General features: G+C 63.5%; 19 protein-coding genes. 12 read left to right on the top strand and 7 right to left on the bottom strand.

The window, feature by feature from the left end; translation table 11 throughout:
* Positions 1-31 precede the first annotated feature (31 nt).
* Both BRAS3843_RS34000 and BRAS3843_RS33995 read left to right on the top strand, forming a co-directional pair.
* Positions 32-1366 (top strand): hypothetical protein, encoded by a 1335-nt coding sequence (locus BRAS3843_RS34000; protein ID WP_244425543.1) that lies wholly within the window; start codon positions 32-34, stop codon positions 1364-1366.
* 190 nt (positions 1367-1556) lie between these two features.
* Entirely contained in the window at positions 1557-2459 is a 903-nt protein-coding gene (locus tag BRAS3843_RS33995; protein ID WP_008973769.1) for a hypothetical protein, read from the top strand.
* Positions 2460-2490: 31 nt separating this feature from the next.
* Here BRAS3843_RS33995 and BRAS3843_RS39090 read toward each other — a convergent pair whose 3' ends face one another.
* Together BRAS3843_RS39090 and BRAS3843_RS33985 are read right to left on the bottom strand one after the other, a co-directional pair.
* Positions 2491-3507, bottom strand: a complete 1017-nt coding sequence (locus tag BRAS3843_RS39090; RefSeq protein WP_175361180.1) for an adenylate/guanylate cyclase domain-containing protein — start codon at positions 3505-3507, stop codon at positions 2491-2493.
* Positions 3508-3738: 231 nt separating this feature from the next.
* Positions 3739-5013, bottom strand: coding sequence for a DUF2130 domain-containing protein (locus tag BRAS3843_RS33985; RefSeq protein WP_008973767.1), 1275 nt, complete (start codon positions 5011-5013; stop codon positions 3739-3741).
* Between the two features lie 266 nt (positions 5014-5279).
* Here BRAS3843_RS33985 and BRAS3843_RS33975 point away from each other — a divergent pair, with 266 nt between their 5' ends.
* Both BRAS3843_RS33975 and BRAS3843_RS33970 read left to right on the top strand, forming a co-directional pair.
* Positions 5280-6272: an NAD-dependent epimerase/dehydratase family protein gene (locus tag BRAS3843_RS33975; RefSeq protein ID WP_008973766.1), complete on the top strand. Its 993-nt coding sequence runs from the start codon at positions 5280-5282 to the stop codon at positions 6270-6272.
* The gene (locus BRAS3843_RS33970) at positions 6269-6661 is read left to right on the top strand and encodes a hypothetical protein (protein ID WP_244425542.1); all 393 of its coding nucleotides are present in this window, start codon (positions 6269-6271) and stop codon (positions 6659-6661) included. The genes BRAS3843_RS33975 and BRAS3843_RS33970 overlap by 4 nt, the downstream gene beginning before the upstream one ends.
* 167 nt (positions 6662-6828) lie before the next feature.
* Here the strand turns inward: BRAS3843_RS33970 and BRAS3843_RS33965 are convergent, their stop codons facing one another.
* Positions 6829-7251 carry a hypothetical protein gene (locus tag BRAS3843_RS33965; RefSeq protein WP_008973763.1) on the bottom strand — a complete coding sequence of 141 codons (423 nt, stop codon included), beginning with the start codon at positions 7249-7251 and terminating at the stop codon, positions 6829-6831.
* A 286-nt stretch (positions 7252-7537) separates the two neighbouring features.
* Here BRAS3843_RS33965 and BRAS3843_RS41090 point away from each other — a divergent pair, with 286 nt between their 5' ends.
* Positions 7538-7852, top strand: coding sequence for a hypothetical protein (locus BRAS3843_RS41090; protein WP_008973762.1), 315 nt, complete (start codon positions 7538-7540; stop codon positions 7850-7852).
* A 311-nt stretch (positions 7853-8163) separates the two neighbouring features.
* On the opposite strand, the gene BRAS3843_RS33955 is transcribed toward BRAS3843_RS41090, so the two are convergent.
* Positions 8164-8478 carry a YrhB domain-containing protein gene (locus BRAS3843_RS33955; RefSeq protein ID WP_008973761.1) on the bottom strand — a complete coding sequence of 105 codons (315 nt, stop codon included), beginning with the start codon at positions 8476-8478 and terminating at the stop codon, positions 8164-8166.
* A gap of 309 nt (positions 8479-8787) precedes the next feature.
* On the opposite strand from BRAS3843_RS33955, the gene BRAS3843_RS41085 reads away from it, so the two are divergent.
* The 6 genes from BRAS3843_RS41085 (at position 8788) to BRAS3843_RS33935 (ending at position 14252) form a co-directional block, all read left to right on the top strand.
* Positions 8788-9267, top strand: coding sequence for a hypothetical protein (locus BRAS3843_RS41085; protein ID WP_008973760.1), 480 nt, complete (start codon positions 8788-8790; stop codon positions 9265-9267).
* A gap of 568 nt (positions 9268-9835) precedes the next feature.
* On the top strand, positions 9836-10144 hold the full coding sequence (locus BRAS3843_RS41770; RefSeq protein ID WP_008973759.1) for a hypothetical protein: 309 nt from the start codon (positions 9836-9838) through the stop codon (positions 10142-10144).
* A 524-nt stretch (positions 10145-10668) separates the two neighbouring features.
* Positions 10669-11538 (top strand): secretin and TonB N-terminal domain-containing protein, encoded by an 870-nt coding sequence (locus BRAS3843_RS33950; protein ID WP_008973758.1) that lies wholly within the window; start codon positions 10669-10671, stop codon positions 11536-11538.
* A gap of 38 nt (positions 11539-11576) precedes the next feature.
* Entirely contained in the window at positions 11577-12263 is a 687-nt protein-coding gene (locus BRAS3843_RS33945; RefSeq protein WP_175361179.1) for a TonB family protein, read from the top strand.
* Positions 12264-12449: 186 nt separating this feature from the next.
* Positions 12450-12992 carry a sigma-70 family RNA polymerase sigma factor gene (locus tag BRAS3843_RS33940; RefSeq protein WP_008973756.1) on the top strand — a complete coding sequence of 181 codons (543 nt, stop codon included), beginning with the start codon at positions 12450-12452 and terminating at the stop codon, positions 12990-12992.
* Between the two features lie 264 nt (positions 12993-13256).
* Positions 13257-14252 carry a FecR domain-containing protein gene (locus BRAS3843_RS33935; RefSeq protein ID WP_244425541.1) on the top strand — a complete coding sequence of 332 codons (996 nt, stop codon included), beginning with the start codon at positions 13257-13259 and terminating at the stop codon, positions 14250-14252.
* A 34-nt stretch (positions 14253-14286) separates the two neighbouring features.
* Here the strand turns inward: BRAS3843_RS33935 and BRAS3843_RS39085 are convergent, their stop codons facing one another.
* Genes BRAS3843_RS39085 through BRAS3843_RS33920 form a run of 3 tightly spaced genes read right to left on the bottom strand, consistent with a single transcriptional unit; the run spans position 14287 to position 19518 of the window.
* The gene (locus BRAS3843_RS39085; protein ID WP_008973754.1) at positions 14287-14952 is read right to left on the bottom strand and encodes an ATP-dependent Clp protease proteolytic subunit; all 666 of its coding nucleotides are present in this window, start codon (positions 14950-14952) and stop codon (positions 14287-14289) included.
* Between the two features lie 12 nt (positions 14953-14964).
* The gene (gspD, locus tag BRAS3843_RS33925; protein WP_008973753.1) at positions 14965-17325 is read right to left on the bottom strand and encodes a type II secretion system secretin GspD; all 2361 of its coding nucleotides are present in this window, start codon (positions 17323-17325) and stop codon (positions 14965-14967) included.
* Between the two features lie 48 nt (positions 17326-17373).
* Positions 17374-19518, bottom strand: a complete 2145-nt coding sequence (locus BRAS3843_RS33920; RefSeq protein WP_008973752.1) for a hypothetical protein — start codon at positions 19516-19518, stop codon at positions 17374-17376.
* Positions 19519-19825: 307 nt separating this feature from the next.
* Between BRAS3843_RS33920 and BRAS3843_RS39080 the strand changes: the two genes are divergently transcribed.
* Positions 19826-20350, top strand: a complete 525-nt coding sequence (locus BRAS3843_RS39080; RefSeq protein WP_008973751.1) for a hypothetical protein — start codon at positions 19826-19828, stop codon at positions 20348-20350.
* Positions 20351-20597 lie beyond the last annotated feature (247 nt).

Here is a 20597-nt window from a genome sequence, read left to right as displayed (position 1 = left end):
GGCGCCGGCATTGCCGATGTGAGGCCGATCAGTGCGACGTCGCTCTCAACTGCTGCTGATCAGTACGGTCCTGTTGGGGCTGGTTTTGCCGGCGATACCGACGGCCTTCGCGAACGACATGATCGGGCCGCGGCTGCGCGACCGCGTCGGCGGCGGCAATCTCGTGACCCATCTCGCCGGCCAAAGCGCGCAGCTCTACGAGGCCCTGCATGGGGTCGGCGCCGGAATGGGCCGGATGGACTCCTATGGCTGGCGGACGCGCCAGCGCGTACCGACGCCGCACGATTTCGACGCGGCGATGCGCGAGGCCTATGCCAACGGCATCACGCCGGTGATCCTGCTCGAATACGAAGGCAGCTATCAGTTCCTCGATCCGCCGCAGCCGATCGGCTCCTATCAGGATTGGTTCGCCGCCGGCCAGGCAATGGCGCGGCGTTTCCGGCCCAACGGTGATTGGAGCCTGGAGAACGGCATCGCCAATTTCGGTGCCACGATCTTCACGGCGATCAACGAGCCGGACGTGCAGGCCACGATCCCGCAAAAGGCCTATCACGACGCGCTCGCCGGCCTCGCTGACGGCGTCCATAGCGTCGATGCCGGCTTGCGTGTGGTGCCCGGCGGCTTCGCCACCTGCAATTCGCATGGCGATGCGACGTTGCGCGGCTATGGACCTGCGATCGCCGACCTGCTCGAGGACGGCCGCCTCGACGGCATCGACCTCCATACTTACTACAATGATCGCTGGTATCCGATGACGCGCGGCCGCGCCTTCTCGGTGCAGACCTGCTTCGATCGTATCAAGCAGGCGATGGGCCTGAGGCGTGACCTCAATTTCTACACCACCGAATTCAATGTGGCGCGCGCCGGCGCCTGGGAGGAGGCCGACGTCGCGGCAAGACTGTTTCTGAGCGCGGTGTGGGACCAGATCGCTGTGGTCGGCAATGACGGTCATTCGCCGCGCATGATCCTGGCCTTTCCGTGGAATCTCGGCGATACGCCGCGCGTCGACGGCCCACATTATGCGATGGCCGCAGGCGAAAATCCGTGGGTGCCCGAGGCGCGCGGGCGCGTGTTCGAGACGGTGCTGAAGCTGGCCGGCGACATGACGATCACATCGATCGACCGCACGCGCGGGCTCTATCGGATGTCCGGTCCCGACGCCGAGCTGATCGTCTGGCAGAACATCGCCGGATGGACCGACAGGCCGGGCCGCGCCGTCGAGATCGAGCTGCCGGAATGGGCGACGCGGATCGAGGTCTGGGGCTGGGATGGACTGCGGCGCGCCCTGCCTGCGACGGGGGGCCGCTTTGTGGTCGACGATCTCAATGAGAACGAGACCTACATGATCCGCGTGCCGCGGCGCTAGAGCGCCGGCTCGTCGTAAACGTCTGGTTATCAGGATCAGGACAAGTGGCAGGTGCTGCGCAAGCTTGGATTAACGCAAACATCAGCGCCGGGAGCGATTGCGCACGAAAGATCGGCATCTTTGATTAGAATTGCTGATAACGCCTGATTTCAAAGGTGATCTTTGCGGAACTGAATTGAGCGCCACTGCAATGCAACTCGCTCTTGGAGCAGATAGCGCCGATGGCGCGCAGAGGCCGCGCGCCGGCGTCCGCGTGCGCGAGATCGCGCCAGCCGATCTCGCCGCGATCGCCGCGCTGTTGAGCCGCGGCTTTCCGTTCCGCGACGAACACTATTGGTTGCGCGGCCTGCAGCGCCATGCGGCGCGGCCGCGCCCGCAGGCCTATCCGGCATACGGCTATTGCCTCGACCAGGGCGGCACGCCGGTTGGCGTCATCCTGCTCTTGTACTCCGAGGTGCTTGCGGGGCGTGAGACGATCGTCCGGTGCAATGTCTCGAGCTGGTATGTCGAGCCCGCGTTTCGCGCCTTCGGCTCGCTGCTCGTGAGGGCGGCGACCCGCGACAAGAGCGTGACCTATTTCAACATCACGCCGGCGCCGCATACCTGGCCGCAAGTCGAGGCGCAGGGATTTCAGGTCTATTGCCGCGGGCAGATCTATGCGGCGCTGACGCTGTCGAAACCCGTGCCGCGCGCGAGCGTGCAGCTGTTTGCCGACGGCGAGAGCGCCGGGCTTTCCGACTTCGAAACCGAATTGTTGCAGCACCATGCCGGGTTCGGCTGTTTGAGCCTGGTCGTGCATGACGGCGCGGACAGCCATCCGTTTGTGTTCCAGAGGCACCTCGTGAAGAACGTCGTGCCGGTGTATCGGCTGCTCTATGCCCGGGACATCGGCGATCTCGTGCGCTTTGCCGGCAATGTCGGTCGCTTCCTGGCGCGGCGCGGTGGACTCCTGGTCCGCTTCGATGCGAACGCGCCCATGCCTCGCCTGGCCGGCTGGTACTCCGAACGGCGGGGCCGCAAATACGCCAAGGGCCCGCATCCGCCGCGGCTCGGCGACCTCGCCTTCACCGAAGCCGCGCTGTTCGACGGCTGAGGCCAGCGGGGTGCATCTCGGTGGGCCTTGTTCAGCTCGCCGCAAGGCGTGTCGCGGGCGGCTGCTCGGCCAGCGCGCACAGCCCGATGGCCAGTTCCTTGCCGCGCAGGTGGACGGGCCCAAGTGAGCGCGCGGCAATGCCGGGTGGAAGCTTGAGGCGATCGAGAAGGTCGGCCGAGGCAATGATCGATTCGCCGCGGTCGCGGCAGGCATCGACCAGGCGCGCCGCAGTGTTCAGCGTGTCGCCGAGCAGCGCGATCTCCTTCTTGATCGATCCCATTTCACCCACAACGACCGGCCCGCAATGCAGACCGGCGCGAACCTGCGGCGTCATGCCGAAGGCGCGCTCGTAGTCCGCGCCGTGCGCGACCAGCCGGTCGCGCGCAGCGAAACAAGCGCGCACGCAGGCTGCGTCCTTCAGCCCCCGGACCAGTGGCCAGGTGGCGATCAATTCGTCGCCGACATATTTGTGGATCTGGCCCCCGCGCAGCACGATCGGCCCGCTGAGATCGGTCATGAGCCGGTTCAGCAGCATATGGAACTTGACCTCGCCAAGTCGTTCGGCAGCCGCGGTCGAGTTCTTCATGTCCATGATCAGGAAGATGCGCTGTTCGACCCGGGGGCGATGGTAGCGTCCCGTCATGAAGGACAGCAGCACGTTCTGGCTCAGAAGACCGTTCACCTCGAACAGAAAGGTGATCACAAAAGTGGCGCCGAAGCAGAACAGGATATCGTCGCCCGAGATGCTGACCACACGGGCCGGCGGACGGTTGGGCACGAGCAGTTGCCCGACGGCGATGGCCAGCAAGAACACCAGCAGATAGAGCACTGAGCGCACCGCGACGGTGACCATGAAGGGTGTGCGCGCAAGCGGCGATCCGGGCGCCTGCAGGACGAACAAGCCGAGCCAGCTCACGGCGGCGCCAATGATGACGCCGCTCACGGCGCCTCGGAGCAGGCCGCGCAACGGAAAGCCGACGGTCGTCGCATAGCTGTAGCCAGCGCCGACGGCCGCGCCGATCACGACGAAGCTCAGGATCCTCGGCAATTGGAGACGTATCCGCTCGTCGACCACCATGACCCATCTGCCAAAAGGAACGGGCGTGAATGGCCGATCTTAGCAGACCGGCAGGGGAGCGGACACCGTCGGATAGGCGAATGCGCGGTCGCGACGATGCTCTGCATCCCGCGGAGCGCCGTGCCCAGCAAGACGGAGCGATCAACGACGCGTGGGCACGCGCTCCGCGCTTTGCCCGCTCTACGTCCTGATGACGGCGGGCTACTCCGCCGCCTCGCTGCTCGCCTCAATCAGCAGCACATCGAGGCTCTCGATCTCCTGCATGGCGCGGCCGGCGATGCCTTGGAGATCGCCATAGAGGCCGGCGGTGGAGTCGAGCACGCCGCGCAGCTGCTCCTCGCGCTTGGCCCACAGCCGCATCATGGTCTTGCGTTCGCGATCGAGATCGGACTGCATCTCGGTGAAGCGCTCGACGATCGCATCAATGCGGTGACGGAATCTGGGACCGGTGAGATAGGCATAGACCAGCTCCATCTTGCTCTGCTGGCCCTCCTGGGCGAGCCGACTACTGGCGAGATCGATCAGCGACTGCCGCAGCGCCAGCGACAGCGGAACCGCAAAGCGCGGCTCCGCCACCCAGACGCCGTCGATCAGGTCGAAACCGTCGACACCCTTGGGCAGGGCGGTCGAGATGATCATCGCGATCTCGGCTTTCGCGGCGCGCTGATCGTCACGCAGCTTGGCGAGCCAGCCGTCGCTCCAGTTCTTGGTACGCTTGGATTCCCACAGGATCGTCCCGCAGGGCTGGCCGTTCGGCGCGACCACCCGGTGCAGCACGTCGCCGCCAAATTCGCCCTTCGGCACCGGCTCGATCAGGTCGCGGGGAAAGCGCGCGCGCAGCTGCGATTCCAGAGCGATCTCCAGCGTTTCGCCCTGCAATTGCTGCGAGCCCTGTTCGGCCTTGCGGCGCAGCTCCTCGATCTGGCGCTGCATGCCGGCGATCTGGGTTTCCTTCTCGGCGACCTTCGCCTTCAGCCCGTCCTCCGCCTCGAGCCGCGCCTTGTCGCGTACGGCCGTGAGTCCCTCCTGCACCTTCTTCTCGACCGTGAGCTCGATCTCGCGCCTTGCTTCGTCGAGCTCGCGCTGCTTGCGCAGCATCTCGGCCTGCGCCTTCTGCGCCTCGGCCAGCTTGGCGTCCTGACTGGCGAGAGCCTGCTGCAATTCGGCAAGCTTCTGGTCGCGATCGCCGATCTCATCCGCCAGCGCCTGGCGGGCTTTCGCGGCCTCGGTCTGCGCGATAGCCGCCCGCTCCGCCTTCAGCCGGCTCGCGACCTGCTCCTCGACAGCAGTGCGCGCTTTCGCAAGCTCGTCCTGCGCCTTTTTCAAAACCTGCTCGCGACGGCCGAAATCGGCTTCTTTCGTAGCGAGCTGGGCCTGGAACCTGCGCCGCGTCTCCTCGATCAGCGGCGCCGCAAGCTGCTCCGTCAGATGGATCTGGGTGCGACAATTCGGGCAGACGATCTGGGGATCGGTCACGATGCGAATCCTGTGGTCATTGGCTAACGAGTCTATCGCGCGAGTCGGCGTCGTTTAACCCCATGTCCAGCCTGAACTCCCAAGGAGTTGTGGACGATGCGGCGGTTTTGACGGCGTGCCGCTTGTTCCAGGGCCGAGAATCCCTCCTGCGGCAGCCGGCGAATCGCGGCGCAAGCAACGTCAGGGCTTGCGGAAGGTGTCGCTGGACTCCAAAGTCCGCGAAGTCCGCTGCCGCGATGTGACGCGAGTTTGGGAGCATGAGGCGCATGCGTCTGTTGATTCTCGGCGGCAGCCAGTTTCTTGGGCGGGCGATCGCGGCTCATGCTTGCGCAGCCGGTCATGAGGTCACCTGCGCTGCGCGCGGGCTTTCAGGCCCGATTGCAGCAGGCGCCCGCCTGGTCGTCGTCGATCGAGATGTCGTCGATGGTTTGGCGCCGCTGGTCGATCAGGACTTCGATGCCGTGGTGGATGTCTCACGCCATCCGGGCCAGGTGCGTCGGGCGGTGGCCGCGCTGAAGCCGCGCGCCGCGCACTGGACCTTCGTCTCGACCGTCAGCGTCTATGCCGACAACCGTACGCCCGGGCAGCGCGCGGACACCGCTCCGTTGCGCGAGCCGACCGCGCCTGATGTCGAGCAAAGCAGCGACGCCACCTATGGCGCCGCCAAGCTGGCCTGTGAGCAGGCGGTCGGCGAGGACGCGTTCATCTGCAGGGCGGGTCTCATCGTCGGGCCGGAGGACCCGACCGGGCGGTTCAGCTACTGGCCGGCGCGGCTCGCCAGGGGCGGCGAGGTGCTCGCGCCGGGAGCGCCCGACGATGCCGTCCAGTTCATCGACGTGCGCGACCTCGCGCGCTGGATCGTCTACGCCGCTGAAGTCGGCCTCACGGGCATCTATGACGGCATCGGGCCAACGATGACGCGCGGTGCGTTGCTGGCGGAATGCGCAGCGGCGATGAGTGCCTCCTGCACCTTCACCTGGGCCGATCGTGCCTTCCTCGAGACCCACGATGTCAGGCGGTGGGCAGGCCCGCGATCACTGCCATTGTGGTTGCCGCTGCCGGACTATGCCGGCTTTGCCACGCGCGACACCACGCCGGCCCGCAATGCCGGGCTGCAGGCGCGGCCGCTGGCCGAGACCGCGCGGGATACGTTGGCCTGGCTCCGTCAGGCCAACGGCCACGTCGATGGATTAACCATCGACGAGGAGCGCGGCGTGTTGGCCGCCTGGCATGCGAGGCGCGGAGAGGCGGTGACATGATCCAGCGCCGCCCAATGCCTACCCCGATCGCTGAAAATCCTGACTGGCATCCCGTTTGCTGTTCTCGGGGCAGGGGTCACGGAGTGGTTCGTGACCTGTGCCAAAGCCGGACAATCGAGGTCAATGACATGATGCCTTTGCTCCGTTCCGCGACAATCGACCAGCCGACGTTCAACGATGCCACGCGCGTCCGCGGTCTCATCGACAGCCTCAGGGTTAATCTCGAGGCCATGACCGCCGACATCGAGGCCGAGGAGCGCAAGAGCCAGATCTCCGACGTGGCGGCGATCAGCTACCCGATCCTCGCCAGGTCGCTGCGCGCGCGCCGTGACAATCTGGAAGCGACCATCAATCTGCTGTCGCAATCGCTCGCGCGTTTCGAGGGCTGATCGAAGGGGTGCCAGCAGCCCGAGTTCAGATCCAGCCTGTCGGTCTAGGCTGCTTCGGGCGACGCTGCGTGCTGCTCTCTGACGCAGGGCAATCGCTTATGCAAGGACATCCCGGCCTCATGGGAGGGGGCGGCTTTGCCGGTCCTCACCCTGAGGGTCTCTCGTTGCTATCTAACGGAAATTTTCTTGAGACTGTATTTCAAATGGGCCCCTGGCCCAACCGCCTCGATGAGGTTCCCTTTCAATGTCAGCGTCCAGGCACCGGCGAGTTCATTTCCCTGCGGCACCACAATTTTGAGAGTCTTTCCTTCCTCAACGGCGTCGAGAAGCAAGGGCGGATCCAAGAACGGTCCGGCAGATCGGAACAGGATTTTGCGATGGCTTTTTTCGCCATCGTAGTAGGGTACGAGGGCTATCTGAAGACCAGAATACTCGCCCTCCAGCGCGATGTAATTCATATCGGAATAGACAGTGATCCCCGCAGAGCTGTTTGCTTCATCTGCAGCGTACGCCGACGAGCTATCAAGCAGCAGTGCCAGAATGAGTGTCGCAACAATACCTGTTCCGAATCGGCTTAGCGAAACTCGCACCTTTTCTAATCCTCTCCGTAGCTCACGCGCTTGCCAAAGTATAGCGTTCCGCCCTCCGTCCAACAACGTCCGCTCCGGGCGCACAACCTACCGTTTGACCCGAAACCGCCGCAGGTTGCGTCCTAGCCCGGACGGCCGACCTTGATGGTTGGAATGCCAGGCGTCCGACCTGGGCCGTTGCCGGACCTTTCACCATGTCTGAGGACCACCGTAGCCCATTGGTCCAATGGTTAGCAGTTTTATTGCGGTGTAGAGCAAGGCAAGTCGCGACCAAACGAGGGAACGGATGTTTCGGTGTAAAATATTCTTCCATGTCGGGAATGAACTCAGTCTAGGAACGCGCGCCTCAAAGGGAGAGGCGTGGATAGATGCTTCGGGCCTGAACGTCAGAGGGCCTGACGATACGTTCCTCATACCGAGGACGGACATCCAAAAAGTAGATATGTATCGGTTTCATGGGCTGAGCCGAGTAGTTCAAGTCGATCATCGTAAAGGCCGTTTGTTTTTGGCCGCCACTCGCCTGATGATCGGGCAATTTGCCCTCGTCAATTTCTTTCGCACGGGCAAGCTGTATAAGGCTCTTTTGGATACTTCGACCTGAGCCAAGCAATGTCTGCATCGGGCCCACAAGCGGCCTTGCCGGCCGGAAGTAGAGATGGCCCCAAACCGGGGCGAAACAGCATAGTAGTCTTTCGCCCCATTCTATGACCGACGTCAGGGGCCGATGGCTTTCAAATTACGGTTGCTTGCGGCCGGATTGATGCTTCTGTCGGAGCGATAGCGGCACAAGACATCCAAATCGAATTTTGCGATCACCGCCCATGGCATCGAGAGGTACACTGTCAGACCGGAAGGTCGCGACGGGCCAAAAGCGGTTGTGTCGCCATACCATTCCTCAAGCTTCCGATGTGCTTACCAAGTTGGAAGTTGGGGCGATTGCTGAAGCGAGATTGGAGGGAGCGTCTTCTCGTACTCAGTCAAATAGTATTCCAGCGGCTTCGCCGTTCCAGTTAGGCGCAATTCACACGTAGTTCTGTTCACGATGATCGGAGCGTTCCCGGCGAGCTGCGCTGAAGGGTTGCCATCATCAAGGAATTCTTTGGATTGATAGAAGAATACCCAGCCGTATGGCTTCGCGATTGTGGCTTCACGCACAATACGTGCTTCTCCCCCGCAAAGGATGTCCACCCAAGCGATTGCAAGTGCAGCTGCCTTATCGAAGTCCATGGTATCGACATCTCGTCAGTACTGTGAAAAGTTATCAGCTTCACGACGCGGTTCAAGCGGCAAACCACGATCGGCCGAACGGAAATAGGACCGCAAGGTCCTACGCTCCTTCGGGTCGCACCCGGAAGAATTCAGATGGAGCATATCGAGCCCGCTTCATCCCAGGGAGCGGACATCTAGCGGACATGCCGGGCTAGAAGCTGACATCTGTCCGGCTTTTAGCAGGGTGTTTCCGCCATATCAGGCCACATTGATTCATTCTGCCTGATATAGAAGAACGTCCAACTATGAAGGCAACTAGGATGCTCAATGCTGCGACGCGCAAAGATTTATATCGGAGCGACGGTACGGGAAGCGATTGTCGCGGCGCTACATTATAACAACGCTGGCATTTGCTTCGAGCAAGATAACCCTGAAGTTGTCGCCGATTGGCGTCAAGGCTCGGGACTTGCGGTCGCGCTGCGCTCGGCTTTGGAGCGTTTCTCCCCGCAAGAACGCAATCTCCGCAGCTACAAAAAAGCAGAATGGCCCAGCTATCGGGCCTCAAATTCTCGCTCTATCCGCACGTTTGAAGCCGCTTATCTCCGCATTAGCGTTCAAGCACTAGATGAGGCGGAGTTTTTCTATGATGCCGAAGCCTACCCAAGTGGTGAAGAGGACATTGCGCTCCACGTCACGCTCAATCGGCATGGGCCTAACGAAGAGATCGACCGAAAACTCTTGAAGCTGTTCAACGCTTGCGTTGACTGGCCGAAATACGAACGACTGGCTGGGAGCCGTTGGTCTTGAGCTCGAAGCTCCGCTTCGGGGCCAACAGCGGAAGTCGCGGCTGCGCAATCCGTCAAATGAGCTGATCGAGATTGATCCACTCCAGGCGGGACCAGCGCGATGGTCGGAGTGATTGCGTGGCAACTGCTGGATCTGGCACGCCTCCATACCCCCCGCATGCATGGGGTTGGGGGGGGCATGCATGCAGGGGGCGTTGGCTCAGCACGCGCCCTCCTCACCGCGTCGCGTACTCAGCCCTGCGGTCGATCATGTCGATTTCGGAATCGTGGCGCCATTGTCCTCAGGGGCAATCGACATTCGGCGTCGCCGCGCCTCAAAAATCCGCGATTTGGACAGATGAGGTTGAGAATGAACATTCCGGATCGCCTGTTCACCGTTGCCATCGTTTTGATAGGTTCGGTCGCAATCGCCTTGCTGACAATGAGGCTATTTCCAGTTTGAGACGTTGCCGCGACGAAGTTTGTTGAACCACGCCCCTACGCCATGCCCGAGGCGAGCGGGTGGCCCATTCGTTCGGGTTGCGCCCACCGAGCCGTCGGCGGAATGAGCGAGCGCGGTCGGCGCGCACGTGTCGATGCGCTGTCCCGACCGACAAAATCAGTTCCACCGAAAAACGAAATTCATCTGCGCATTCAACCCGATCACCCCTGTCCAGACCTCGCGCGAAAAATATTCCTGTTTCTATTTTTCAGAAATCGTGGTTGTCTATCGCCATCCCGCCTCGATGAAGAGGGACGTACGCGTCGTCACGATACGTGGAGTGCGGGGAGCGGTGGCCGCGATGGCGTCGGGCGCGTTCTGCGCAAGACGACCGATGCTGTTGCGGACGGCCAAGCCGTGTGGTCCTGACACCCCGACGCTGGTGTCCTCGCGCTGATGCGTCAGCATCAAGCGCGGATGTGGTGGCCAACAAGCCCGGTGCACCAGGGAGAGCGCGGAGCAACCGTGAAAGCCATCGCGCAGGGAAGGCCGGGTCGTCCGGCTGAACCTGTGGTACCTGCCGCCTGCATTTTCTTTCGCAGGCGGGCCACGGGCCTCAGTCGAGGTCCGGCCTTCCCTGCGCCCTCTCGTTGCGAGAGGGGTCTATCTCCACAGCTCGGGCGCCATGCGCCGCGAGGAGGCGGAGTCATGTCCGTGCTATCCCATGCGCGTCGTGCGTGTTGCGCGGCCGATCTCCATCTCGCATTGCTTGAGCGGTGTGAACGATCACCTGTCAAGTTCGAACTCATGTCCTTTTCGCTCATCCACACCCGGCGCCTCGTAATACCTCCAGTTAGACAGCTGTCACATTTGCGAGATACGACAGCGGGAGCCCCCGATGGCAAGCGAGCCGCTTCGGCAGGAGCATCGTCCGACCGCACAAGTCATGCATAACGAAAACCAGAACGGCGCCTCGCTGTCATGACAGGACTTCACTTCCGTGCCAAAGACCTGCACGCCAGGGTCGGCATTGTGGCGCTGCCATCGACCAGACGGCTCGCCGGTGATGAAAACCTCGCCGGGCGAGCGGCGCGGCTGGAGCAGGGGCGGAACGCAGGCCGTCGCCCGCCATTCGCAGCCATCCGCACGTGCAAGCGCCTGCTCGCAGCAGTCCAGGGCTTGGCGGCGGTGATGGGGATCTCCGCCGCAGCCGCGGAGAACGCGTCAGCTCCGAACGTGAAGCAGGTGCTGATCGCCTTTCATATTCCGTCGCAGCCGCTTGCCAATGCTCTGCAGATCTATGGCGAAAAGGCCGGCGTTCAGGTGCTGTATGAGAGCCATTCCGCGGTCGGGCGCAAGTCGGCCGCCGTCGAGGGCAACTACACGCCCACAGAAGCGCTCACGATGCTCTTGAGCGGAACCGACCTGAAGGTTCAATACGCACGCCCGAACGCCATCACGCTGGCGTCTCGAAACACGCCATCCGATCTCGGCGTGATGGGCACCCCTGCGGCCACGGAACTCTCATTGGGCACGTTGCGGGTGCGTGCGACCGATGAGGCGGAGGATGTCGGCCGGCTGAATGATTACAGCGAGAGTCTGCAGGCCGACATCCAGAAAGTGCTGCACAACAATTCCGGCACTCGCGGCGGCAACTATCGCGCCACGCTCGATCTGTGGATCGACCCGCTGCGCATCATTCAGCGGGTCGAACTGGTCCGCTCGACCGGCAATCAGGACCGCGACGCGGCGGTCGAGGCGGCGCTGCGCGGCTTCGCGGTCAGCCGGCCGACGCCGGCGCGCGCGCCGCAGCCGGTCCGTGTCGTCATCGTCGTGAGGTCGATGCAATGAAGAGCAATGCCGGATTTGGACGGGATGACAGCCGCGCCATGTCCGCAGTTCCCTTTGTCGTCCCTGCGGGGAGCCAGACCTGGACCCAAAGCGAGGCGCTCAAGCTGGTGCTGGTCCCGACGGTTGCCACCTTGCTCTACGTCGGCGGCATCTATTGGATCCGTTCGCAATTGGCGGCCGAGCCTTCGGGCCGCGAACGAAGCGCAATGATCCAGGTCCAGCTGCTGCCCCGGCCGTCGCCGGAATCCATCCCCGTTGCCGCGACCGAGCAGCCCTCGGCCGGCGATGTGGCTAGTCGCGTCGATCATTCGATCAGCGACGCGGATGCCGCCACGGTCGATCTCGCCGCCTTGACGCCGACCAAGCCATCGGGCCCGACCGAGCGTCCGGCGCCGGGAGCCGCCGCTCTGCCGGCACCGATCGACGCGCCGCCAAGCGGGGTCACCGCGCGTTTTCAACAGACGTTGCTGCGTCATGTTGCCCGCTATCAGCGTTATCCGAAGACCGCACGCTCGGCGCGGCTGCACGGCGCGGTTGATGTGCTGTTTTCGATGCGCCGGGACGGCACCCTCCTCGGGGTATGGATCAAGACCAGCTCCGGCCAGGCCCTGCTCGACAAGGAGGCGCTGGACGCCATTCGCCGTGCTCAGCCGCTGCCGCCGATTCCACCGGAAATGCCGGATCTGATCAATGAGCGGATCACGCTCGAGTTCGATCCGTCATGATCGGCCAGCTGAACTCACTACTGAGCCCGTTGTGGCCACTGCACGTGTGTTTCTACACGCGCTCTACCCACGTCACAAATGTGTCGTACGCGGCCGCTACCTCAAGAGGCGCTGCGGACACGGCTCGCGCGAACGCGCGAGCCGGCCTTGACGTGGCCTTCGGCGTGTCCTTGGGGGGCGGCGGACGTGGCTGACGCCAATCATATCAGGCTGCGGGGGCAGCTCGTCGATAACTATGAAGGCTTGATCAAGCGGTTGACGCGGTGTCTCGGCTCCGCGGACTTCGCCTATGAGGTCTTGCACGAGACGTTCCTGCGGCTTGACCGGGTGACGGACACCGTGACGGTGCGCAGCCCGGCCGATTATATCTTTCGCGTCGCCGTTAACATCGCCCATGATTACCGCAAGGCGCAGAACTACCGGGTCAGCACCTCAGAGATCGATGCGCTGTTGGATTTTTGCGACGAGGGGCCGGATCCGGCACGGGTGGTCGAGGCGCGCTCCGACATCGACGCCTTGAAACGCGCGCTTGCCGAATTGCCCTCGCGGGCCCGCGACGTGCTGCGCAGCATCGCGATCGAAGGACAATCGCCGCGCGCGGTCGCCTCGCGCCTCGGAGTGAGCCCGCGCACGATCGACAATGATTTGAGACTGGCGCTGAAGCATTGTGCAACGTTTCTTGACTACACTCTGGTCCGTCGGCTGGGCGGTCCGCGGCCGCGGTCGTGAGCCGCATCCGGAGGCCTCGTGGAGGGAGGGCTCAGGTATTTTGGTAAGCCAGCGTGACATTTCCGTCATCCCCGGCTGAATTTTGCAGTTTTGACGTGTTTCTTCTGCGGGATACTGAATCTCAAGCCGTCTATCGGATAAGAGCCCATCGCGCTGGAAGCGCTGGACACGTTTTGCGGTTCCCGGCGCAAGCGTTGCCATCGGCAGGATTGGCCGCGCGAGCAGAGCCTTGAAGCTGGCGAAATTGGATATGAGCGATCGATCGTGACCGTGCCGATGTGGACCTCCGAGTTCGATCCGCTATTGGATGAGGGCCTTGATTGGGTCATTCGTCTGAAGACGGGTGCGCCACTCCGGTCCGATCTGGACGCGCTGCAGCGCTGGCGCGAGCAAAGCCCGGCGCATGACGAGGCTTTCAAGAAGGCCGCACGGCTGTTTCGGCAGGCCGGCCTCGCCGCGCGGGAGCTCGCTCATGAGCAGCAAAGCGAACCGGCGGCGGCCGCTCGCGATCGTCAGTCACCGCGATCGCCGGGGGGCGCGATCACGCGCCGCCTGGTCCTGAGCGGGGCGGTCGCCGCCGCGGCGGCCTATCTGGTCGTCCGTCCGCCATTCGGCCTTTGGCCGTCGATGAGCGAGCTCTCGGCCGATTATCGCACTGCCAAGGGCGAGCATCGCAAGCTCATGCTGACACCCGACATCGCGCTCGAGCTGAGCACCCAGACCAGCGTCGCGTTGCGGTCGGCGCCGGGAGAGGTTCGCATCGAACTGATCGCCGGCGAAGCTTCGATCACGGCAAAGCTGGTATCGCAGGCGCCGGTCGTGCTTCTTGCCGGCAATGGGCGGATCAGCGCATCCCATGCGGATTTCAACACGCGTTGCCTCGACGGTGTCGTCGCGGTCACCTGCCTCGACGGCAGTGTTGCCGTCGAGCAGGGCGGACATCTCGTGCAGCTTCGGGCGTCCGAGCAGGTCAGCTACTCGACCGCGGGGCTGCAGGCCGCCGCGCCCGTCGATACGACGCAGGTGTCGGCGTGGCGAACCGGGTTGCTGATCTTCCGCGATCGGCCACTCGCCAGTGTCGTGGATGAGGTGAACCGATATCGTCCGGGCAAGATCATCATCACGAATGACGGTCTCGGGCAGCGGCTCGTCAACGGCACGTTCCAGGTCGACAGGCTCGACCATTTCGTCGCGCAGGTGGAGCAGCTGTTCGGCGTCCACGTGGTCTCGCTGCCCGCCGGTGTCGTGCTGTTGAGCTGAGTAGCGTAGCCATGATCATTTGCAACGAAGGCCGCTACGGATCATCGGCGGAATGCGGCGCGCGCACCAGCCATCGCCGGATCGGTCCGGCTGGCTTGCCGGCCAAGACCGGCAGCGCCGGGGGCTCTGCGCGATCCGTCATGATTGCGCCCATGGAACGGAGGTCCTCCGGCGAGAGCCAGGCGATATCGTCCGGCCGCGTGGTGATCATGCGGCCGACGATGCGCTGCGGAACGCCGAATGCGCTGGCGATACGGGCCATCGACAATGTCGCAGCTTCGGTTTGCGCGGTCTGGTGACCATATCGGTCGGAGACGCCATGCACCCCGATCGCCGCGGCGTGGCTGGCAAACTTCTCGATGCCGGCTGCGAACACGATGAAGCAGGCGGAGGCGCAGCGCGATCCAGCCGCCACGACGGTCGGCAGCTTGGCTCTGCGAATGAGCTCGGCAAGCTTGATCCCCTCGGCGAGACTTCCCCCCGGCGAGTCGAGCCGTATTGCCGTTACCAGCCGTCCATCATCATTCACCGCCTTGATCAGTGTCTCGGTGCCGTCGGCATCGCCTTCCTCGATGTCTCCGCTCAACGCAATGATTGCGGCGTTGTCCTCGGCCGTCACGTTGGTCAGCTCGGCGGCGGCGACCGCGTGGCCCGCAACCACCGCTCCCAGAACGCCCAACAGGGATCTGCGGAGATACATCGGCGGGCTTCGCTATTTGCGCGCGATCGGTGCTGGTGCGGCTGCCTCGAAGCGCGATGGGTTCCGGCGCATCGTATCCAACCGTTCGCGGAATTCTTCGGCGACCACTTGCGCATCCCCGCTGTTGCGAATGAGCTTGGTGGTGACGAACACGATGATCTCCGAGCGGCTCTTGCTGTCGGTCTTTTGGCTGAGCAGGTCACCGAGATATTTGATCTCGTTCAGCCCCGGAATGCCTTCCACCGTCCGCTCGTCGTCTTCCTTGATCAGGCCGCCCAGCAGCACCGTCTGCCCGCTGCTGGTGCCGATCGTCGAGTGAATGCGCCGCTGCGAGATGGTCGGCGTGAGATTCTGTGCGCTGCTTCCGCCGGGATTGACGACGTTGGAGATCTCCTGCTCAATCTCCAGATCGATCGCTCCGTTCGGATGCACATGCGGCAGCACCTTGAGGATGATGCCGGTGTTGTGCAGCGTGATCGTGTTGACCACGGTGTTCGAACTCGAGAGCACGGTGGCCGAGCCTGTCGAGATCGGAACCTGATTGCCGACTTCCAGGATCGCCGGCTGATTGTCCGCGACCACGAGCGAAGGGGCCGAAAGCACCTTGACGGTGGTCAGCGTGGACAGGGCGCTCAGGATCAGCTTGGGATTGGCTTCGGCGCCGAGCAGAAGGTTGTAGCCGGGGAGCACCCGCGCAAGCAGGACCGATTGCGCCGAAGATTGTGCGGCGTTGAACAGTCCGACCGAGCCTCTGTCGTTGCCCAGTCCGGCATTTGAGCTCGTCAAATAGGCCTGCACGCCATATTGCAACTGGTCCGTCAGCGTGACCTCTGCGACCATGGCATCGACCGCGACCTGAAGCTTGGGCCGGTCGAGCGACTCCAGGGCGCGTTCGATCACGCGATAGTCCTCCTGATTGGAGTAGATCATGACCGAATTGGTCGTGGTGTCGGCTGTGATCCGGACATTCTGGAACAGCCCGCGCGGCATTGCGCCGGCGCCTGAGCCGCCGAGCGTGTTTGCATCGTCCTGCTGCGCATCCTTGTGGTCGCCAAAACTGTCGAACGCGGCCTGGATCGGGGTGCTGCGGTTTCCGGACGTACCGGAGCTATCGGCGCTTGCCGTGCCCGAGTTGTTCTGACTGGTCATCGTCCCGCTGCCGAGGGAGTCGATGCGCGAGGTTGCCGCGGCCTGACCGGGCGCGGTCGGGCTCTGCTGGCCGCTATCCGCAACGTTCTGCCCCGAACGGCCGACGAACATCTCATTGAGCATCCGGGCAATCGCGCGCGCACTGCCAAAACGCAAGCCGTAGGTCCGCACCGTCGTGCCGCTGAGATCGGAGCGGTCCAGCCGCTGCACCCATTGCGTCGCGCGCTCGAGGACCTTGCTGTTGCGGCTGACGGCCAGCACGGCATTCATGCGCGACACCGGCTGGAATTTGATGACACCCTGACCCTGGCCGCCATCGGCCGTATCGAACACCTTGTCGAGCTCGCGGATCATGGTCTCGGGCGCGGTCGATTTCAGCGGATAGAGTGCGACGGATTGATTGCGCAGCCATTCGACGTCGAGCGTTGCGATCACGCCGAGCACGGCCTGGCGTTCGGAGGTGGTGCCCTGGATCAACAGCAGGTTACGCGCCTGATCGGCGCGCACCGCGCCCGGCCGTGAGAGGAAGTTTTCCGCCGTCTTCGCGGTCGCGGCCGCCGATACATAATGGAGCAGAATGATCGACACGCCAAAGCCGGGTTGTCCTGCACCGTAGCTGGCCGCGCCGGCACCGGACGCCTCAGGCAACGGCACGATACGGATCAGGTTGTTCTCACGCAGGACCGCGACGTTCGTCATGCGCAGAACGCTCTCGAATACCGGCAACACATCCTTGCGCGGAATGGCCTGGGCCGAAGCGAGCGTGATCATGCCCTGGACGCGCGGATCGATCACGTAGTTCAGGCCGAGGCTGTCGCCGAGCACGGATTTCGCAACCGATTGAATGTCGGCATTCTCGAAATTCAATTCCACATCGCCGGCTTTGTTCGGGAGATTGCTGTCGACGGCGGTTGCCACCTGCGTCGATGCTGTCGCCTCCCGCAACGTGGACGGGGTGGCGGGAGCCTGTTCGATGCCCGGGTACACCATGGGCTGCATTGGACGTTGCACAGCAGGCGCAGCGGCTTGCGCGTCGACCGGACCATTCCAGTGGGCACGAAGGTCGGCGTCACGGATCGGATCCGTCACCTGGTCGCGCGCCGGCAGGTCAATGCTCTTGTCGATCATGCAGCCGCAAAGCAAGCCGCCGACCACAATCCAAAGGGTAGCCGCGGCGCCGAGCGTCGCGGTGCGGCTTCGGCAGGACTGTTCGGTGAAGGGCATCACTGCTCTCCCTTATATGGCGCGCCGTTCAGATCGGCAGGTCTGACGTCAGTGCACATCGCTTGCCGCCTTCCACGGACGATCCGCGGGTCCCAGGCTGCGGCCTGCAAGATTTTCGACGTCGTTGATCAGCGTGGTGGCGCGGCCGATCAGCCTGTCCGCATCAGCAGAGGCGATCGGAAGCTGCGCGAATGCAGCGCCATCGAGCAGGGTCTTCATGTCTCTCGCCAGCGCATCGCGCCTCATCTGGATGGCGCCGATCGCGTCGAGATAGCGTTCGTAGGCAAGGTCGCTGCCTCTGATCGCCTGCGTGGCAAGTGCGAGGCTGGCGCGGCCAAGCGGCCCGAATGGCGCGTTCAAACCCCAGTAGGCCTGCGCCATTTTAGTGTAGGCATCGCGCGACCTCGCGATTGCCGGTGGTAGCGCCTGGTCCTCGAGCGCCTCGACCAGCACGACGCCATCGTGGACGTAGGTATCCTTGAGCCCGAGCAGCGCAAGCTGCGTCGGTCGCAGATCCGCAGGGTAGGAGACGATGTCGGCCTGCCCGAGCTTTGCAACGCCGGGCCCGGCGAGGCCGAACCAGCCGCCGCCGTCGCCTTGCTGGATGTCTCCGGCGACCCGGGGGACCTCCGAGTCGATGGCGACACAAGCAGGTGGCGTGGCGCAATCTGCATGACTATTCGCAATACGATAGACATAGTTCGAATCGCCGAACATGAGGAAGCTCGGCGTTCGCGCCGGACTGCCGGTGGTCAGATGCATGATTTGCATCTGTGCGCGGTCGGCAAGCAGGCCCGCGAGCCGATCTGTCTTTGCCGTCGAGGGATTTTGAACCGTAAGTTTGCCGACGTCCTGCGCGAGCGTGCGCGTCAGCGGATCGCTGGGCTGTGGGCCGCCATGGATATAGAAGGCGGGTGCGCTGCCCGGCTGAATGTCAAACCTGGTCACGTTGCGACGTTCGGAGGCGAGCAGGCGATCGAGCGTGGCGTCGATTGCGCCGACTGCACCGTAACGACATGGCAGCTGAAATCCGTCGCATGTCGCCGGTTGCGGCGGGCCGCCGGTGAAACGGTCATTGCCGGTCGAGATCGCTATAAAGAGTGTGTTGCGTTTGCTGAGTCCGTCGGCTGCAAGTCGGTCGACAAAGGATCCGAATGCGGCGTCATATTCGGCGAGCCTCCCCAGGTCCTCCGGGTCGCCCGGGCCGGAGTCGCGCATGCCGCTGCGATGATGGGCGTTGCCGATCGAGATGTAGACCACCTGCACACCGGCCTCCAGCATGGCTGCAGCGTAGCCGAGCGCCTGTGCTGCGACAGGTTGGGGGCCCGGAAAACCTGGATGGCCGGCAGTGTCGGCAACGACTTTGCCGTCGAGCGCTCTCACCGGGCCTCCGGGCGATATCACCGGCTGCACGTGGCCATTGCCAAACAAACCGCTGAAGCTGACATAGCTGTCCGGCTCGTCAGGCAGCAGGTCGGGCCGCGCTTGGGCGTTGCTACACAGCGGGCTGCTGCGCGCACAATGAATGGCGATGCCGAAGAGATCCGCCTCGGCCGCGATGGGATCACGTGCCGCTGCTTCCGCTTCCGAGGCGCTCAATATGTTCGTGACCGTGGCATCGAGCGCTTGAAGCGTGAGGCCAGTGGTCGCGAATGCGCCCACGTCACAGCCGGCACGCGTGAACGGGACCCACGGCGCCGCGACGGTCCTGCCGGTGTCGGCCAGCATCAGCGGCCTGCCATCGCCTCCGCTTGCCGTCCAGTAGCCGAATGATGAGGAAAGGCCGACGGTCCCGTCGCTCCGAAACGTGCCGTAGCTGTCGCCGACGGGAACGCCCGTGCGGTCACCAAGCAGTCCGGTCAGGACAGTCAGGATATCGGGCGCCTGCTGCAAGGGGAGAGCGCTCGGCCGATTGTTGCCGATCGTCCCATCGGCAAAGAACTCGCGTAGCCGCGGCATCTGTTCCAGATCCGAGGGGACCAACGGCTCGTCGCGAGCGAGATGCACATTGTCGAGTTGAATCTGCACCACGTGGGTGATCGTTCCGGTCCGCGAATGCAGTTCGCAGGCAGCGTGCGCTTGGCCGAGACCCACGGCGCACCCAATCATCAAGCTTGAGGCAACGATCACGCCGCCGCGCAGCAACGATGCGAGGCCGGCCGAGAGGCCGGCGGGATTGCGACGCGAACGCATGACGCGATTTGTCTTTGGTGCTTGTCGTGGTGCCGATTGTGGATGCAACGTCAGCGACGCGGCTTCCGCCGAAACACGCGGAATGTGTTCGACTTCGATGACGCGCTGTTAACGGCGGTGGCCGCTTCTCGCGCATAGCGAGAATGTTCAGTTGTGATTCGCCTTCATCGATTTGACGCAAACAAGCTGCGACAGCTATCCGCTTGCGCTGGAACTGCATCGTGAGCCTTGCCTGGCCGATTCATTTGACGCAGGTTACCGTCGCATTTTCGGATGACGCTGATGTCGACGGGCGATGGAGAATGGCATGGTCAGGCTGACAACGCGCAGGCACGGCGTGCGCGATCGAGCGTCGATGTTGGCCGTGCTCATCCTCGGCGCTGCGCTGGTTGCAACAATCGGCGCCGCCCGAAGTGGCGAAGTTGCAGTCAACAATCCGGTAGAATTGCAGTCGTTGCAGGAACTGACCGCCACGCATGAGCGTCCGCTGTTTTCACCGACCCGGCGGCCGCCACCCAAGATCGTAGCTCCTGTTGTGATGAGACAGGAGGCGCCACCACAACCGCCGGCGCCGCCGCCCAGCCTGGTTGTGCTCGGCATCGTCAGTGAAAACGGAGAGGGGCGGGCGGTCATCCGCTCGGTCGGCAAACGGCCGGTCGACAGAGTGATGCGGGTGCGGGCGGGCGACGACTTTGGTGGCTGGAAAGTCGATAAGGTCGAGCCGCGGCGGCTGGTGCTGACCCAGGGCGAGCGCTCGGTCGATTTCGTTCTGTTCGGGGTCGCGGACAAGAACATCCGGGCGGCGGATGCCACGGTGCGGGGTCGGCGCTAGCGCTCGCGTGATGTTGCGGTTCCGCCCGGCCCGGTGAGGTGAATATTTGACGAATTTTCACCGCGGGCTTGCGCGTTAGCCGTCGTCAAACCGTCTTAGGGATGAGGAGAGGCGTATCCCCGAGTCATCGGGCGCTTCCGCTTGGGCGCAGGCGGGGGGCGGTGGTTAGGTGAGGGCCGATCATTTGACCTGTTGCCGTTGATCTGGCGGTGTCGACTTGTCGGCAGCGCCATAGCTGGCTTGCGCT

The sequence above is a fragment of the Bradyrhizobium sp. STM 3843 genome, from assembly GCF_000239815.1.
In the GTDB taxonomy this organism is placed as follows: Bacteria; Pseudomonadota; Alphaproteobacteria; order Rhizobiales; family Xanthobacteraceae; genus Bradyrhizobium.
The sequence above is the reverse complement of the archived record's forward strand: the minus strand, read 5'-3'. Positions and strand labels throughout refer to the sequence as shown.